This window comes from Nocardia sp. NPDC050712, assembly GCF_040654295.1.
In the GTDB taxonomy this organism is placed as follows: Bacteria; Actinomycetota; Actinomycetes; order Mycobacteriales; family Mycobacteriaceae; genus Nocardia.
This window is the reverse complement of the sequence record NZ_JBFAHT010000001.1, coordinates 1,206,813-1,222,363: the sequence shown is the minus strand read 5'-3', so window position 1 is coordinate 1,222,363 and position 15,551 is coordinate 1,206,813. Positions and strand designations below refer to the sequence as shown.

Here is a 15,551-nt window from a genome sequence, read left to right as displayed (position 1 = left end):
GAGATCGGCAGGCGCAGCGACCGGTCAGAGGTTGGAGGGGCGGACGACCATGACCGAGGCGGCCCGTTTGCCGCTTTCCTGGAGCAGGGCGATGGCCTGGCCCGCGGGATCGATGGCGGCGTACACGCCGGGGATGCCGACGGGGTCGAGCCAGCGGCCGTTGCGGAGGTCACCCGCTTGGGTCTCGTCGATGTCGCGGTGCGGGAAGGCGGTGCGCACGGCGGCGTCCATGTCGAGGGAGAGCAGGGAGGCGTCCGGATCGGACTCGGCGGCGGTCGCCAATTCGTCCAGGGTGCGGGCATGTTCGAGGGTGAACGGGCCGACCCTGGTGCGGCGCAGGGCGGTCAGGTGACCGCCGACGCCCAGGGCTGCGCCGAGGTCACGCGCGAGGGCGCGAATATAGGTGCCGGAGGAACATTCGACCTCGACGTCCAGGTCGACGAACTCGCCGTCCGGGATGTCATGGCGGGCAAGGACATCGAAGCGGGAGACGGTGACCGGGCGGGCCGCCAGCTGCACGTCTTCGCCGGCGCGGGCGCGGGCGTAGGCGCGTTCGCCGTCGACCTTGATGGCGCTGACCGTGGCGGGCACCTGCTCGATGTCGCCGGTCAAAATCTTGACCTGCGTGGCGATATCGTCATCGGCGACGTGCGATGCCGGGGCGGTCGAGAGGACCTCGCCTTCGGCGTCATCGGTGTCGGTGGCCTGGCCGAGCCGGATCGTCGCGGTGTAGGCCTTGGTGGTGAGGGTGAGCAGGCCGAGCAGCTTCGTGGCGCGATCCACGCCGAGCACCAGCACGCCGGTGGCCATCGGGTCCAGCGTGCCCGCGTGCCCGACCTTCTTGGTGCGCAACAACCTTCGCGATTTCGCGACCACGTCGTGGCTGGTCCAGCCGCCGTCCTTGTCGACGATCAGCAGGCCGCCGAGTGCGGGTGCGCCCGCCATCAGCCGTGCACGATCGCGGTCAGGATGCGCCCGTCGGCGATCAGCCAGCGGCCGTCGAACGTGAGCAGCGGCGCGCCACCGTCATTGGTCTGGCCGGGGACCAGGATCTTGCTGTGGAACGTGCCCGCCCCCGCACCACCGGCGTTGTCGTCGAGGGTGAAGGTGATGTGCGCGTCCTCGAAACCGAGCCAGCGCGTCGTCAACGGGAACCACGCCTTGTAGGTGGCTTCCTTGGCGCAGAACAGAAGTCGGTCGAGGTGCAGTGCCCCCGAGGCCGTGGCCAGCCACTCGCGCTCTTCCGGCAGGCTCACCGAATCCAGCACGCCCTCCGGCAGCGCCTCGTGCGGTTCGGCGTCGATCCCGACCGACCGGAACCGCAGTCGATGCGCCAGCGCCGCCGCCCGATACCCCTCGGTGTGCGTCAGGCTGCCGACCACCCCCTTCGGCCACACCGGCGCCCCCCGCTCGCCTTTCCCGATCGCCACCGCGGGCTCACCGAGCTGCTCCAGCGCCAGCCGCGCACAATGCCGCGCGCCGATGAAATCCCGCCGCCGCTTCTCCACCGACTTGGCGATGAGATGCTCTTCCGCCGGATGCGCCTTCAGCTCCTCCGGGTACTCCAGCAGTTCAGCGGACGCGACCCCACTGGGCAAAATGTTCTCGATCATCACGCCCGAGCGTAGTCCAGCACCGCACTCCCACCCGCACCCCCCACAGCCCTGCTCACGACACCACCCACGCCATCGCATGCGTGCAGCCGCAAGATGACCCGTGTCGTAACCGGCTCACCTGTACGGTGCCTATCGGTACCTCCCCCACAACAACGTGATGGGCCCGGAAAGACAGCTGTGGTGGCCAGGCCACAGCGGCCGGCGCGGCAGATCGGAGCGCGACCGCATCTGTGCGGTCGCGGGTGTGGGTCAGACGCCGCGGCGGCGTTCGGCGCGTTCGCGCATGGCGGCGGCCGCCTGCTCCATTTCAGGGGTGAGTTTGAAGTGGCCGCCGAATTTGTTGAGGGTGCCCGGCGGGTAGGCGGGGGTGGGCAGGATTTGGCGCAGGAGGGGGTCGGGGAGGCCGCGGCGTTGCCATTCGCGGGGGTAGCCGAGGGAGACCTCTTCGAAGCGGACGCCGTCGTAGTAGGACGTGCGGGGGATGTGCAGGTGGCCGTAAACCGAGCAGACCACGTTGTAGCGAGTGTGCCAGTCGGCGGTGAGCTCGGTGCCGCACCAGAGCGCGAATTCCGGATAGAACAGCACGTCGGTGGGCTGCCGGACCATCGGGAAATGGTTGATCATGACCAGCGGGGTGCCCTCGGGCAGCGCGTCGAGCCGGCGTTGGGTGGCTTGGACGCGGGCGTGGCACCAGGCGTCGCGAGTCAGATACGGCTCCGGGGAGAGCATGAATTCGTCGGTGGCGACGACGTTGCGTTCGCGGGCGATGGCCAGGCCCTCGGCCTTGGTGGTGGCGCCCTTGGGCAGGAACGAATAGTCGTAGAGCAGGAACATCGGCGCCAGCGTCACCGGACCGCCGAACTCCTCGGCGCCCGCGCCGGTCCACACCGGGAACGGGTCCTCGGGGGTCAGCACGTCCAGGTCGCGGCAGATCGACACCAGATAGTCGTAGCGCGCGGCACCATGCATCTGCACGGGATCCTTCGGCGTGGTCCACAATTCGTGGTTGCCCGGCACCCAGATCACCTTCGCGAACCGGCCGCGCAGAATCTCCAGCGCCCACCGGATGTCGTCGGTCTTCTCCCCCACGTCCCCGGCGACGATCAGCCAGTCCTCCGGCGAGTCCGCCGTGATCTGCTCGACCACCGGCCGATTCCCCTGGTGCCCGACATGAACATCGCTCACCGCCATCAACTTGGGTATCACCCCACCCACATTGGCACACCCGCGCCGGACCGGCTCGCTCACCTCCGCGAAAACCACCTGTCGCCGCCGACAGCGTGCGGTGCCGCGGTGTCGAACCGGGTCACCCAGCCCAGACACGCGCCCGGCGCATGCCGCTTATGCGAATCTTGCAGGACAGTGCCACAGCCACGGATTGCACAGACTCGGACGTGAAAAGTGCACGTTCTGCTCACCCACCGAAGCGCGTGAGGCGGCCTCGGACGCCTGCAAGTGAGGCGATGCCAGCAGCGACGGCGCGCCGTTAGGAGCGCGACGGCAGGAGGCGACGGGCACATGGCGCTGGCCGATCGGAAGGGAACGCCGTCGCGGTGTGTCGGCAAATCCGTGCAGAAAAGCGCCGCTGCAATGGATTACACGGATGCTCGGCACGCAAAGTGCACGGACTCTCGCGGGAAAGCGCACGTTCTGCGTACCCGCCGAAGCGCGTGACGCCTGAGGTCGAGGCGAAGCCAGCAGCGAAGGCGTGCCGTTAGGAGCGCGTGACGCCTGAGGTCGACGCGATGCCAGCAGCGAAGGCGTGCCGTTAGGAGCGCGACGGCTGGAGCGAGGGCACATGGCACTGGCCGTCGGAAGGGAACGCCGTCGCGGTGTGTCGGCAAATCCGTGCAGAAAAGCGCCGCGGCATTAGATTACACAGACGTTCGGCACGCAAAGTGCACGTATTTGCCCGACCACACACCCAGACAGCGCCGGGGGTACCGCGGACAATGCCCCAGCCCGCATTCGGAGAAGGTGTCAGGTCCGAACTGCCACAGGGCTGACGACTGCCCTTGGGGTCCCGACGCGAACGGTTTCGCGGCGAACACCCCCGGATCGCGAGTCGCTGAAGACGTCAGGCGTCGGAGCGCAGTCGGGCGGTCGCGGCAAACCCGGAAGCGATATTGAGGGTGCCGTTGGGGGCGCGACGGCACGAAGCGACAGCCAGGTGACAGGGGGTGAGAGTCGGCTGAATGGGGACACCATTATCGATCTGGTAGCGCGAGTTGGTGACCTTCCACGAAGTCGCCTGCGGATCCATGGGATTGAGCGGCGGGGCATCCGAGCGGAGGACAACCATGACCTCCGTAACCCCACCGGGCCAATCGAACGTCAGTCGACCGTCTCGCATAGCGAGGTTGCTGACGGTGGGAATTCCGCTGGGGTTGGGCTCGTCACCCGCGACGGACTCGACCGCCGCCGAAGCCGCGTGCACCAGGGACTGAGCCGCTGGAACCGATTCGCTCCCAACCGATACCGGCTCCGACACGGACACCGGCTGCCGCACCGGAGCCTCTTGGGCCGAGCCGACGGCCCTCGATGCCCGATCCCCCTGAGCTGAGCTCGTCGGAGGCGACTGCTCGGACTGCCTCACGTCGTCGAACTCGCTGGCCGCAGTAGTTTGCCCCATTGGCGGAGCCGTCGAAACCGGCAGACCAGCCGAACCCATTTGGCCTGGAGCGGCCGAGCCCGGTACCCAATCTCCCTGGCGGCCTTCACCCGAACCAGCCGGATCAGCACCAAATGGCTCTCTCGCGGAGGCGGGATCGATCGGCTGTGCTGGCCGAGCCGTCGAAACCGGCAGACCAGCCGAAGTAGTTTGGCCTGGAGCGGCCGAGCCCGGTACCCAATCTCCCTGGCGGCCTTCACCTGAACCAGCCGGATCAGCACCAAATGGCTCTCTCGCGGAGGCGGGATCGATCGGCTGTGCTGGCCGAGAAGTTGAGACCGGATGGCTCGGCGGGACGGCGTGGAATTTCGCGCGATCGTCGGCATTGGTCGAGCCCGAAAGCGGGGATTGAGAAGGGCTGCCCTGTCCAGTTCGGCTTGCATCCGAGTAGGTGTTCGCAGACGTATCAGCCAGGGCGGGCTGTGGTTGACCAGGCTGCTCGCTCGGAACGGACTGATCCAGAGTGGAGGACGTACGCGCGCGTCCGAGCCCCGGACCGCTCGCGGCACTCGCGGAACTCCCGGCGGTATTCCCGGCCGTCGCGGCACCGGCGGCACTCGCGGGACTGGCGGCACTCCCGGCCGTCTCGGCACCAGCCACACTCGCGGGACTCCCGGCCGTCGCGGCACTCGCAGCGCTGGCGGCACTCGCGGCGCTGGGGCCGCTGGCGGCACTCGCGGCGCTGGCGGCACTCGCGGCACTCGCGGCACTCGCGGCACTGGCGGCACTGGCGGCGTTGGCGGCGCTGGGGGCAGGATCGGTTGTGGTCTGGGCAGCGGGATCCGTGTGGCTTGCCGTCACGGGTGGGGGCGGGGGTGGGGTGTCGGAGCGGGTTTCGGTGGAGTAGCGGCCGGCTACGGCTGCGACGACGGCGTAAATGGGGTGGCCGGTGGGTGGGGCGCCGCCGTCTTCGAGTTCGGTGGTGCGGGTGCGGCCGACTACGCGCCAAGAGCCGTCGGGTTGCAGGCGGGTGACTTTGTAGTCGGCGTTGCCGGTGGGTGAGGGGGTCCAGGTGATCAGGACGGAGCCGTTGGTCAGGCGGGTGGCGGCGACGGTGGGTGGTGCGGCGATCGGGGTGGCGGCGAGGGCGGCGGCCGCGGCGGCGTGGTCGGCGCAGGCGGCTTGGGCGGCGAGCAAGGTGCGGGTGCGGTCGTGGGCGGGGCCCGCGGCAGCTTCGGCGACGAGGCGGTCGGCTTCGGCGATGGCCTGCTCGGCGCGGGTCAGGAGTTGGTCGAGGGTGGCGGGGTGGCCGGTGGGCGGTGGGACGTCAGAAGCGTTGCGGCGCAGGTATTCCAGGTGTGGCGTGGCGGCGACGAAGCGTTTGGCGGTGCAGGCCGCGGTGGCGTCGCGCCAGTGCGTGGTCGCTTCGGCGAGGACGCGTTCGATCTCGTCGGCGACCGGGCGGATGGGGGTTGCGCCGCCGTTGGCGCCCGCGTCGAGCTGTCTGGCCTCGGCGACGTGGCGGGCAGCTTCCTGCGGGCGGCCCGCGCGCAATGCGGCACGGGCGGCCTTGAGCGGTTCCTCCCATTCGCGCGACGAACCGGCGTTGGGACGTGAACCTCGACCACCCGACGCACCGAAGTCGCGAGGCGAACCAGCCCGGCCGCCCGGCCCACTGGAGTCGCGATACGAACCCGCCCCGGCTCCTGACCCGCCGAGGTCGCGATACGAACCAGTGGGGGGCCCCGAGTCGTGATGCGAACCCGTCCGATCTCCGGACCCACCGAAGTCGCGATGCGAACCGGCCCGGCCCCCCGAATCATGACCCGAACCCGTCCGATCCCCGGACCCACCGGAATCACGATACGAACCGGTCCGGCCCCCCGAATCATGGTCCGAACCCGTCCGACCCCCGGACCCATGCTCCGACCCGGACCAGCCGTCCGACGCCCCACCCCCGTATTGCGTTGCGGCCGAGGAACTCTCGATCCGAGCCCCGAGTGCCCCCGCGATCTCCGCGAGCAACCGCACCGCCGCGTCGCGATCGAGCCCCAACTCAATCGCCTCGTCGAGCAGATACTCGTAATCCTCACCGACGAGCTGATCCTCGACCAGCACCGCCGCCCGGATCTTCGGGCGCAGTTCCGTGGCAACGTCTTCGGTGATCGAGCGAACGTATTCTTCGGCGACCGCGCCGCCGGCTTCGAGCAGATCTTGGACGTGCACCAAGAGTTCGTCGAGCACCACGCGGACGCGGCCGGGTGGCAGTTCCCGGGAGCGGGCGCGGAGGGCGTCGGCGCGCAGCCGGATTTCGTTGGTGTGCGTCGCCTTCGACGGGTCGACCTGTAGGAGTGCGAACAGTGTCGGAGTGGGCGGTCCATCGACGAGGCGCGACCATTCGCCGAGCAGCTGGCGGATCTGCTTGCGCCGTTGATCGGTGAGTACGCCGGTCGCGGCGGGCGGGGCTTGATCGGCGATCACTCGGTGGCGGCGCAGGCGGGTCGCGACCTCGGCGGCGGTGAGCCCGCCCATCGCGCCGATCTCCTCCAGCCCGGCCACCTTTCCGGCGGGCACGCCGCCGTAGCGCTGCACCAGCCGGGCGACGGCGGTGTCCAGCATTTCGAAGCGTCCGGCGTCGCGCTGCTCACGTTCGTTGCGCACGCGCAGCGCCTCGGCCCGCCGGGAACCGCTGTACAGCAGCAACTCCGAGCGCCGCTCGTGCCCGTCGACCAGCAGGCCGACGAGTACCCGGTACTTCGGATGGTCGCGCTGCTTCTGCCAGAAGCCCCACACTTCCTCGACCCGAGCGGAAACCTCGGCGTCGCTGAGCGTTTCGGCTTCGTCGAGCGGAATGTCGTAGAGCTCGAACGGATCCGAGAACTCGAGCCCGCCCCGGCGCTCGACCTCGGCGAGCACACGTTTGCGATAGTCGTTGGGAACGAAAGCTTCCATGACCGCCTCAGCTTGCGCGGCGCCGGGAACGCTGCACCTGGTCCAGCTCCCGCGCCACCTCCGACTGCGACAGCGTGGCCCCGGTCTGTGCGGACAGTGTCAACGGCATGTCGGCGTCGACGTGGTGCACGGTGACGTGCAGGACACCGTCGAAGCCCATCTCGAAGGTCACGCGGACTTCGCTGCCCGCCGGATAGCCCGGTGGGATACCGACGATCTGGCCCTCGAGCAGCACTTTCGCGTCTTCGGGCCGCATCGAGGCGGCCTGGCCCTGCTGTTCGACGATGGTGAGCTTGATCTGATCCTGGTCCTCGCGGACGGTCCCGAAGGATTTGCGCACCCGCACCGGCAGCGTCTGATTGCGGTGCACCAGCCAGGTCGCGGCCAACCCGTAGTGGGTGTCGAGCGCGAGCACGCCGAAGCCGCGCGACACCACGGTGTCGACCTGGATTTCCAGCATCCGGCGGACCAGGCCGACCGGCTGCCCGAACGACGCCGCGACCCGGGCGACAGCCTGGTCCAGGTCCTGCGGGGCCGCGTCCTCGAGGATCGAGCCGTCGCGCAGCCGGCCACGCGTGACCAGGTCCGCGATGATCAGCCGTTCCACCTCGAGCTTCTCCCCGTACAGCGCCGCGCCGCGAGCCACCGACAGGTCGGGGTCGCGCAGTTCACCGGTGAGCCCCAGTTCGGCCCGCAGTTCACGCGCCACCATCGGCATCCGCGAGGAACCACCGACCAGCAGCAGCCGGTCGACGGCGTTGACACCGCGCTTGCCGGCCGCGGCCAAGCAGTCCCGGGTGAGGTCGAGGGTGCGCCGCATGAGCGAGGAGGTCATCGCTTCGACCTCTTCGCGAGTCAGCGAGATGACCGCGCGGGCACCGTCGTGCGCGACCACCACATCGGTGCGCTCGACCGTGCTCAGCTCGCATTTCGCTCGCTCCGCGGCCAGCACCAGCATCTGCGAACCGGCCGAATCATCCAGCGGGTCTTCGGCATCGGGGTTGGCCGCGCAGAACTGCTGCGACAGGTACAGCGCGATCCGCTCGTCCCAGTCGGCGCCGCCGAGCTGGTGATCACCCTCGACCGCCAGCACCGAGATGCGCCGGTCGGCGAGCTCGATGACGGTGGCGTCGAAGGTGCCGCCGCCGAGGTCGTAGACCAGAACGGTCTCGCGGGCACCGGTTTTGCCGACGTCGACGCTGCCGTCCAACCGGCCGAAACCGTAGGACAGCGCGGCGGCGATGGGCTCGGACAGCACGCCCGCCACCTCGAAGCCCGCGTAGTTACCCGCCTGGATCGTGGCGCGCCGCTCCTCGTCACCGAAGTAGGCAGGCACGGTGATCACCGCGCGCCGCACGGGCGCACCGCCGCCGAATTCGGCATCGGCGGCCAGGCTCTTGAGGATCAGCGCCGACACCGCGGGCGCGGACCAGCTTTCACCGTGTGCGGCGAACCGCCAGTCGGTATCGCCCATCCGGCGCTTCACCAGCGCGCACACATGCTCCGGATCGAGCCGGGCCTGCCGGCGCGCGCCCTCCCCGACCAGATGATCGAACGCGGACGCGAACAGCACCACCGACGGCACCGTCGTCTCGCCGTTCATCCCAACCATGACTTCTGGGCGACCGTCGGCGTCTATCCGCGCGATAGCCGAGTTCGTTGTGCCCAGGTCGATCCCGTAGACCCCCATGAGACGCGATGGTAGCAGCCGGATCCGGGCCCGTCCCGTCCGATCTTTTCGCCCGGTTATCGGCGGCCGACCAGCCAATACGTCTGGCGGCCCGCCCCTTCCGGCGCGGCGCGCGTTATGGTGCGGTTATGTCTGAATCAGTCGTGCGGCAAGCCGAGGAATTCGACGGACCGACCAGCCCCATCCGGCGGCCACCGGCCCCGCCGGAGACTCCGGCGGAGCCGGCCGATTCCGCGGGCCTCCAACAGACCCTGACCCGCCTGGTCGAGCAGGTCGAAGACCTCTCCCGGGTGATCGCCCGCCAGGCCGGCACCATCGAACGCCTCACCGACGACGCCAAGTCCCGCGCGCAACAGGAACGCGCGGGCGCGGATCTGCCCCTCGTGGTCGAGCTGTTCGCCCTGCACGGCGACGCCGCCGCCTGTGCCGCGACCGCCGAATCCGACCGCGAACGCGCCGCTTTCACCGCCCTCGCCACCCGCATGGAACGACTCCTGACCGGTCGCGGCGCGACCCTGGTCACACCGCGCCCGGGTGACCCTTTCGACTCGCTGACCATGGAGGCCGGCGACGTCGCCCCGACCGACGACCCCACGGCCGATCGCTCCATCGAGGCGCTCGTGCAGCCGGGCTTGAGCGTCGGCGGGCGTTCGGTCCGCCCGGCGAACGTGGTCGTCCGGGTGCACCGGCCCGCCACGGATTGAGCGCCACACAGCCGTTCCGCTCCCGGACGCGACTTCACGAAGGCGGTCAGCGGACTCGCTCGTAGGGATGTTCCGGCCGCTCGATCGGCCGGTAGTCACTCACGGCGAACGTCGGGGTGCGCTCCGGATCGCTTCGGGCGCTTCCGGGTTCCACTCGCCCCCGGAGTTCCAGCCAGGTGTCGTCGGGGAATTGCTCCGGCAACCCGGCCAGGTGGACTCGTACGTAGCGTGCGTCGGCGACGCAACAGGTGATGGCGACGCGGGCCAGATCGACCCGTTCGCCCTGCATGACGAACCCGCGGATCGTCACGTCCCGATCGTGCAGGGAGTCCAGCGCGTCCAATGTCGCGCGGGCCACCAGCTCCGAAATCGACAGCACCGGTGCGGGTTCGGCGGGCAACGGCGGGAAGGGCCACGACTTCGGTTGACCGCCTGCCGTATCCGTGGCCACGCGCACCGGCGCGGTGGTCTCGGCGGCGCCCGCACCGAGCGCGGGCGGGGTGACCAGCAGCAGTGCGGCGACCGGGATCAGCAGCAACCACTGCGCCCGTCCGGTGCCGTGCTCGTGGCCGGAAGCCGCATGCCCGCTTCGGATGTCACGGACCATGGCCACCACGGCCAGCACCACAATGACGACTCCGCTGATCAGCAGAAAGGGCGATAGCCCCGGTTTGACGTAGTTGAGGTAGGTCCCGTCGAGCGTGATCAGCAACACCGCCGCACCGATGAGCAGCAGCAACAGGTTCTGCGCTTCGCGTTTCACCGGGCACCGCCGAGCCAGAGGTAGCCGGCGAGGGTGCCGCAGACCACCGCGACCGCAAAGGTCAACGGCGCGAAGCGAATCGCGAAGAGCCGTCCGAAGCTGCCCGCCTGCATGGCGAACAGCTTCACGTCGACGGCGGGCCCGACCACCAGGAACACCAGGCGCGGCAGCAACGGCAGACTCGACATGCTCGCGGCCACGAACGCGTCCGCCTCCGAGCACAGGGCCAGCACCACCGCGAGCACGGCCAGCACCAGAATCGCGACCACCATCTGTCCGGCGAGCCGCTCGTACCAGGAGGGCGGCACGAGCACATGCAATGCCGCCGCGGCCGCGGCGCCGAGCACCAGAAACGCCGCGGCCTGCAGGAAGTCGTGCCGCGCCGCCTCGAAGAAGACCTCCCGCCGGGTACTTCCGGACACGCAGTGGTCGTGCCCGCCGCGCGGCAGCATCCACCCCGGTCGGCCGATCCGCGACCAGATCAATCCCATGATGAGCGCGGTCGCCAGCGAACCCGTGAAGCGCGCGCCGACCATGCCCGGCTCGCCCGGAAACGCCACCGCCGTCGCGACCAGCACCACCGGATTGATCGCCGGCGCCGACAGCAGGAAGGCCAGCGCCACCGAACTCGGCGCGCCCTGATCGATCAGCCGCCGGGCCACCGGCACCACACCGCACTCACAACCGGGCAGCGCCATGCCCGCCAGCCCCGCCACCCCGATCGCGGCGGACTCGTTGCGCGGCAGCACTTTCCGCAGCACCGCCGGTGAGACGAAGGCCGCGATACCGCCGCTCACCAGCACGCCGAGCACCAAGAACGGAATGGCCTGCACGAACACCCCGACGAACACCGTCAGCGCCGTCTGCACTCGCGCGGCCGACCCCAGAGCGGACGCGAGCTGGGTCTGCACCAGCGCACCCAGTACCAGCAGTCCGACCAGCACATACGTCGACGACACCCGTTCCCGCACCGGCTGTTTCTCCAGCATGCGCCCCATCTTGCCAGTATTGAATATCATTTCCAGGTAGGCCGGGCGGCACTGCCGCAGCGGCCGCGTCACGCGGGGCATGAGTTTGTCGGCCTCGCGTGCGAGGCTGACCACCATGACCGGGATCCCGACCGCCGCCGACTACACCTGGCTCGACGAGCACTATCCGCATCTGATGGAGGCCTACTGCCTCACGCTGGTGCGCGACATCACCCCCGAGGCGCTACTCGCCGAGCTGCGTGCCGAACCCGCGAGTTCGGTGAAAGGCGTTGACGCCCTGTATGAACCGAGCTTCGACGCGTGGGACGACCACGGCGGCGACAAACTCTTCGTCGGCGTCACCGCCGTCGGCGACTGGTCGGTAATGCTCGAGTTCAACGGCTATCTGGGCTCCACCAGCGAGGTCATCCTGCCGCTCTCGCGCGGGCGCACGGTGGTGTCGCACTTCCGGAACATCAACGCGGTGGACCACTTCCACTGGTACGAGGATGGCGACCTACGCCTGCATTTCGAGCCGCTCTTCGCCCACAGCCGCGACGGCAGCCATCCCGACCAGCTCCTCACCCAGATGGTCGAATCGGGCTTCGACCTCAGCGACGCCGACGACCGCGATTACGAGGCGCACACCGAGGCCAGCTTCGCTCTCGCCCAGCGCATCACCGGCGTTCCGGTCACCCCGGAGCTCTTCACCGCCGCCGAATTCACCTGCGGCCTCGCGCCACTCCCCTAGCGCTGGAGCCTCTTACGGCGCGCCCCGCCTAGGCACTCCCGGCGGGCACGTCCGCGCCGACCCGTGCCCAGCGGCCCGACAGCGCCCGCCACACCACCGCCGCCAGGCGCAGGATCATGAAGGCGACCAAGCCGGTCCAGATGCCCGCGAGACCCCAGTCGAACAGCAGCGACAGCCAGATGGCGGGCAGGAAGCCGATCAGCGCGGAGCCCAGCGTCGCGGTGCGCAGGAAGGCGGCGTCGCCCGCGCCCAGCAGCACGCCGTCGAGGGCGAAGACCACGCCCGCGACCGGGATGATCGCGACGAAGAACCACCACGCGACGCCGGTGCGCTCCAGCACCGCCGGATCGGTGGTGAACAGTCGCGGGATCGCGCTGTAGCCGGCCGCGAAGCACCCGGCGAGCACGAGCGCGAAAGCCGTGGACCAGTTGGTGATCCGCCGGGCCAGCCGCTTGGCACCGGTGGCGTCACCGGCCCCGAGCGCCGCACCGACCAGGGTCTGCGCGGCAATGGCCAGCGAATCCAGGGTCAGCGCCAGGAAGGTCCACAACTGCAATACCAGCTGGTGCGCCGCCACCGACGCCGCGCCGAACCGGGCGGCCACTGCCGCCGCCGAGACGAAGCAGGCCTGGAAGGCCAAGCTGCGGGCGATCAGATCGCGGCCCATCACCAACTGCGCCTTGATCACCGGCCAGCGCGGCGTGAGCGAAACCCGCTCGCGCACCAGCGCGTACAGGAACAGCACGCCGCTCACCGACTGCCCGGCCAGATTCGCCACGGCGGATCCCGGCAGGCCCAGTTCCGGCGCGCCGAACCAGCCGTGCACCAGCAACGGGCACAGCACCGCGGAAAGCAGCAGGCCCGCAACGACATAGATCAGCGGGCGCCGGATGTCCTGCACCCCGCGCATCCACCCGTTGCCCGCCATCGAGATCAGGATCAGCGGCACCCCGAACACCGCGATCCGCAGCCACGGCAACGCCTGCGCCGCGATATCGCCGCCACCGGCGATCGCGTCGGTCAGCGGCACGGCGACGACCTGCACCACCGCGACGATCAGCAGCCCGACCGCCACCGCGATCCAGGTGGCCTGCACGCCCTCGGCGACCGCCCCGCGGTCGTCACCCGCGCCGTGTCGCCGCGCCGCACGCGCCGTGGTCCCGTAGGACAGGAACGTCAACTGCGAACTCACCTGCGCCAGAATCAGCCCGCCGACCGCGAGCCCCGCCAACGCGAGCGCCCCGAGCCGCCCCACCACAGCCATGTCGAACAGCAGATAGATCGGCTCGGCCACCAGCACCCCGAGCGCCGGCAACGCCAGCCCGAGAATCCGCCGGGGCCCCGCTGCCGCCGCCGGATCACCCTCCACCGGATCCTCGACCGATCGCCGACCCACTCCGCACCTCCTGGTATTCGATGGCCGCCCAGCCGGCCGCCCGGCCAGGACCAACCCGACCCCTTACCCAACCACTCCGGACCGACAACCCGTCCATCGCTATGACTCGCGGTCGGCCGATCGTCACCGACACACCATCGTTGCGCGTGGCCGAGCGGCTCGCGCACGACGGAGGACTTCGGCGGCACCCCGTCCCTGCATATGCGACGCTGAATTCCCTTGCGGGCGTGTATTTTCGACGGTCAGTCGAGGACTGCGAGCAAGGCCGCGACGATGGTGTCGGGACTGCCGAAGGCCGTGTAACCCGCCGCATAGCGGTGACCGCCGCCGCCGAGCGCGGTTGCCACTTCGGCGACGTCGATGCCGTCGCGCATGCCGGGCCCGGAGTCGCGGGAACGCAGGGAGACCGTCCAGCGGTCGTCGACGGTGCGGGATTCCTTGAAGACGGCGGCGATGCCCGCTTCGGTGGTGGTGCGGACGATGTCGATGACACTCTCCACCTCCTCCGAGCCGACGCCGCGCTCGTCCGCGCGGCGGACGAACACGTAGACCAGCCCGGTGCCCTGACGCACCGCGGGTTCCAGGCGGGCGGTGCCCAGCACGCGGGAGAGCATCGGCAACCACGCGAAGGGGTGGGTGTCGAGCAGGGTGCGCGCGATCTCGGGACCGTCGATGCCGGTCGCGAGCAGTCGTTCGGCCAGCGCGTGGGTGCCGGGTCGCACCCAGCGGAAGGACCCGGTATCGGTGACCAGCCCGGCGAACAGACAGTGCGCCACCAGGGCGTCGATCGGCTCACCCCAGGCGTCGAGCAGCCGGGCGAGCACGGCGGTGGTCGACTCCGCGTCGGGATCGACCAGATTCACCGCGCCGAACGCGGTGTTGGATCGATGATGATCGATCACCAGAGTTGTTGCGGCCCCGGCCAACCGGTCGGAGAGCGCACCGAGGCGATTGGCGCTGCCGCAGTCCACCGCGATCAGCAGATCGACCTCGGCGGGTACCTCGGCCGGCGGCACCAGGTGCCACAGGCCCGGCAGCGTCCGCATGGACTGCGGGAGCTCGGCGGGTTCGGCGAAGGACACCCGCACGGGAATCCCTCGCCGTTCCAGCACCAGTGCCAGCGCGAGACCGCTGCCGACGGTGTCGGCGTCGGGCTGCACATGGCAGACGATGGTGGCCGAGGTGGCCGCCGTCAATGCCGCGATCGCGGCGTCGAACGGCACCCCGGCGGTGGCGGCTCCGCCCTCGCCTGCCGGGCTCTGGCTCAGTGTCATTCCCGCACGTTACTCGTCGGTGCGGTCGACCTTGTAGGGGTCGGCGTCACCCGCCGGTGTGGCATTCGCCCGCGCCGCCGCGACTTCCTCGTCGGCGGCCCTGGCGCGCGCCAGCAGTTCCTCCATGTCGCGAGCGACCTCGGGAACCTTGTCGAGCACGAAGGCCAGCGTCGGAGTGAATTTCACGCCCGTGCCCGCCCCGACCTTGGAGCGCAGTACGCCCTTGGCCTTTTCCAGGCCCATCGCGGCGCCCTCGTAATCGGGCTCGGCGTCCACGGTCTCGCCCATGACGGTGTAGTACACCGTGGCGTCGCGCAGGTCACCGGTGACCTTGGAATCGGTGACGGTGACGAAACGCAGCCGCGGGTCCTTCACCTCGTGATCGATGGCGGTCGCCACGATCTCGGAGATCCGCTTGGCGAGTCGGCGTGCCCTGGCTGGATCTGCCATGGCCTTTCCCTCCTCTTAGAAGTTCAGTCTTCGGGTCCGAAGATACGCCGGCGCACCGCCAGCAACTCTAACTCCGGACGTGCCGCCACGGTGCGTTCGCACCGATCGAGCACCTGGTTCAGATGGTCCATCCCAGAGCTGACCAGTGCCACTCCCAGCAACGAACGGCGGAAGCGGTCCTGTTCCCCGCCCTCCGCGGCGCTCACGCCGAAGCGGTGTAGCTCGGCCAGAATCGGCCGGATCACCGATCGTTTCTCTTTCAGCGAGTGAACGTCGCCGAGCAGGATGTCGAATTCGAGCGCACCAAGAAACATAGAGACCCCCGTTTGTTCGTGTTGATGGACGAACGCCGCGCCGTAAGGCGCGGCGTTCCGGC

General features: G+C 69.6%; 13 protein-coding genes. 2 read left to right on the top strand and 11 right to left on the bottom strand.

What is annotated here, in order from left to right:
- Positions 1-24 precede the first annotated feature (24 nt).
- The 5 genes from truB to AB0H76_RS05830 form a co-directional block, all read right to left on the bottom strand.
- Positions 25-945 carry a tRNA pseudouridine(55) synthase TruB gene (gene truB / locus AB0H76_RS05850; protein ID WP_357317906.1) on the bottom strand — a complete coding sequence of 307 codons (921 nt, stop codon included), beginning with the start codon at positions 943-945 and terminating at the stop codon, positions 25-27.
- Positions 945-1,613: a 4'-phosphopantetheinyl transferase Npt gene (npt, locus tag AB0H76_RS05845; RefSeq protein ID WP_357317903.1), complete on the bottom strand. Its 669-nt coding sequence runs from the start codon at positions 1,611-1,613 to the stop codon at positions 945-947. Before npt ends, truB begins: the two co-directional genes overlap by 1 nt.
- Before the next feature lie 252 nt (positions 1,614-1,865).
- Positions 1,866-2,822 carry a metallophosphoesterase gene (locus AB0H76_RS05840; protein WP_357317900.1) on the bottom strand — a complete coding sequence of 319 codons (957 nt, stop codon included), beginning with the start codon at positions 2,820-2,822 and terminating at the stop codon, positions 1,866-1,868.
- An 871-nt stretch (positions 2,823-3,693) separates the two neighbouring features.
- The gene (locus tag AB0H76_RS05835) at positions 3,694-7,179 is read right to left on the bottom strand and encodes a hypothetical protein (protein WP_357317898.1); all 3,486 of its coding nucleotides are present in this window, start codon (positions 7,177-7,179) and stop codon (positions 3,694-3,696) included.
- A 7-nt stretch (positions 7,180-7,186) separates the two neighbouring features.
- Positions 7,187-8,869 (bottom strand): Hsp70 family protein, encoded by a 1,683-nt coding sequence (locus AB0H76_RS05830; protein WP_357317895.1) that lies wholly within the window; start codon positions 8,867-8,869, stop codon positions 7,187-7,189.
- A 128-nt stretch (positions 8,870-8,997) separates the two neighbouring features.
- Here AB0H76_RS05830 and grpE point away from each other — a divergent pair, with 128 nt between their 5' ends.
- The gene (gene grpE, locus AB0H76_RS05825) at positions 8,998-9,573 is read left to right on the top strand and encodes a nucleotide exchange factor GrpE (protein ID WP_357317892.1); all 576 of its coding nucleotides are present in this window, start codon (positions 8,998-9,000) and stop codon (positions 9,571-9,573) included.
- A gap of 46 nt (positions 9,574-9,619) precedes the next feature.
- On the opposite strand, the gene AB0H76_RS05820 is transcribed toward grpE, so the two are convergent.
- Together AB0H76_RS05820 and AB0H76_RS05815 are read right to left on the bottom strand one after the other, a co-directional pair.
- Entirely contained in the window at positions 9,620-10,336 is a 717-nt protein-coding gene (locus tag AB0H76_RS05820; RefSeq protein ID WP_357317889.1) for a TIGR03943 family protein, read from the bottom strand.
- Positions 10,333-11,325 carry a permease gene (locus tag AB0H76_RS05815; protein ID WP_357317886.1) on the bottom strand — a complete coding sequence of 331 codons (993 nt, stop codon included), beginning with the start codon at positions 11,323-11,325 and terminating at the stop codon, positions 10,333-10,335. The genes AB0H76_RS05820 and AB0H76_RS05815 overlap by 4 nt, the downstream gene beginning before the upstream one ends.
- Before the next feature lie 115 nt (positions 11,326-11,440).
- On the opposite strand from AB0H76_RS05815, the gene AB0H76_RS05810 reads away from it, so the two are divergent.
- A complete protein-coding gene (locus AB0H76_RS05810; RefSeq protein WP_357317884.1) occupies positions 11,441-12,055 on the top strand; it encodes a DUF6461 domain-containing protein in 615 nt (204 codons plus the stop codon).
- Between the two features lie 28 nt (positions 12,056-12,083).
- On the opposite strand, the gene AB0H76_RS05805 is transcribed toward AB0H76_RS05810, so the two are convergent.
- The 4 genes from AB0H76_RS05805 to AB0H76_RS05790 all read right to left on the bottom strand — a co-directional run bounded on the left by AB0H76_RS05805 (position 12,084) and on the right by AB0H76_RS05790 (position 15,489).
- On the bottom strand, positions 12,084-13,424 hold the full coding sequence (locus AB0H76_RS05805) for an MATE family efflux transporter (RefSeq protein WP_357320436.1): 1,341 nt from the start codon (positions 13,422-13,424) through the stop codon (positions 12,084-12,086).
- A 269-nt stretch (positions 13,425-13,693) separates the two neighbouring features.
- Complete coding sequence (locus AB0H76_RS05800; protein ID WP_357317881.1) at positions 13,694-14,725, bottom strand: bifunctional oligoribonuclease/PAP phosphatase NrnA; 1,032 nt, start codon at positions 14,723-14,725, stop codon at positions 13,694-13,696.
- 9 nt (positions 14,726-14,734) lie between these two features.
- A complete protein-coding gene (rbfA, locus tag AB0H76_RS05795; RefSeq protein ID WP_357317879.1) occupies positions 14,735-15,175 on the bottom strand; it encodes a 30S ribosome-binding factor RbfA in 441 nt (146 codons plus the stop codon).
- A 23-nt stretch (positions 15,176-15,198) separates the two neighbouring features.
- Positions 15,199-15,489 carry a DUF503 domain-containing protein gene (locus AB0H76_RS05790; protein WP_357317876.1) on the bottom strand — a complete coding sequence of 97 codons (291 nt, stop codon included), beginning with the start codon at positions 15,487-15,489 and terminating at the stop codon, positions 15,199-15,201.
- Between the last annotated feature and the right edge of the window lie 62 nt (positions 15,490-15,551).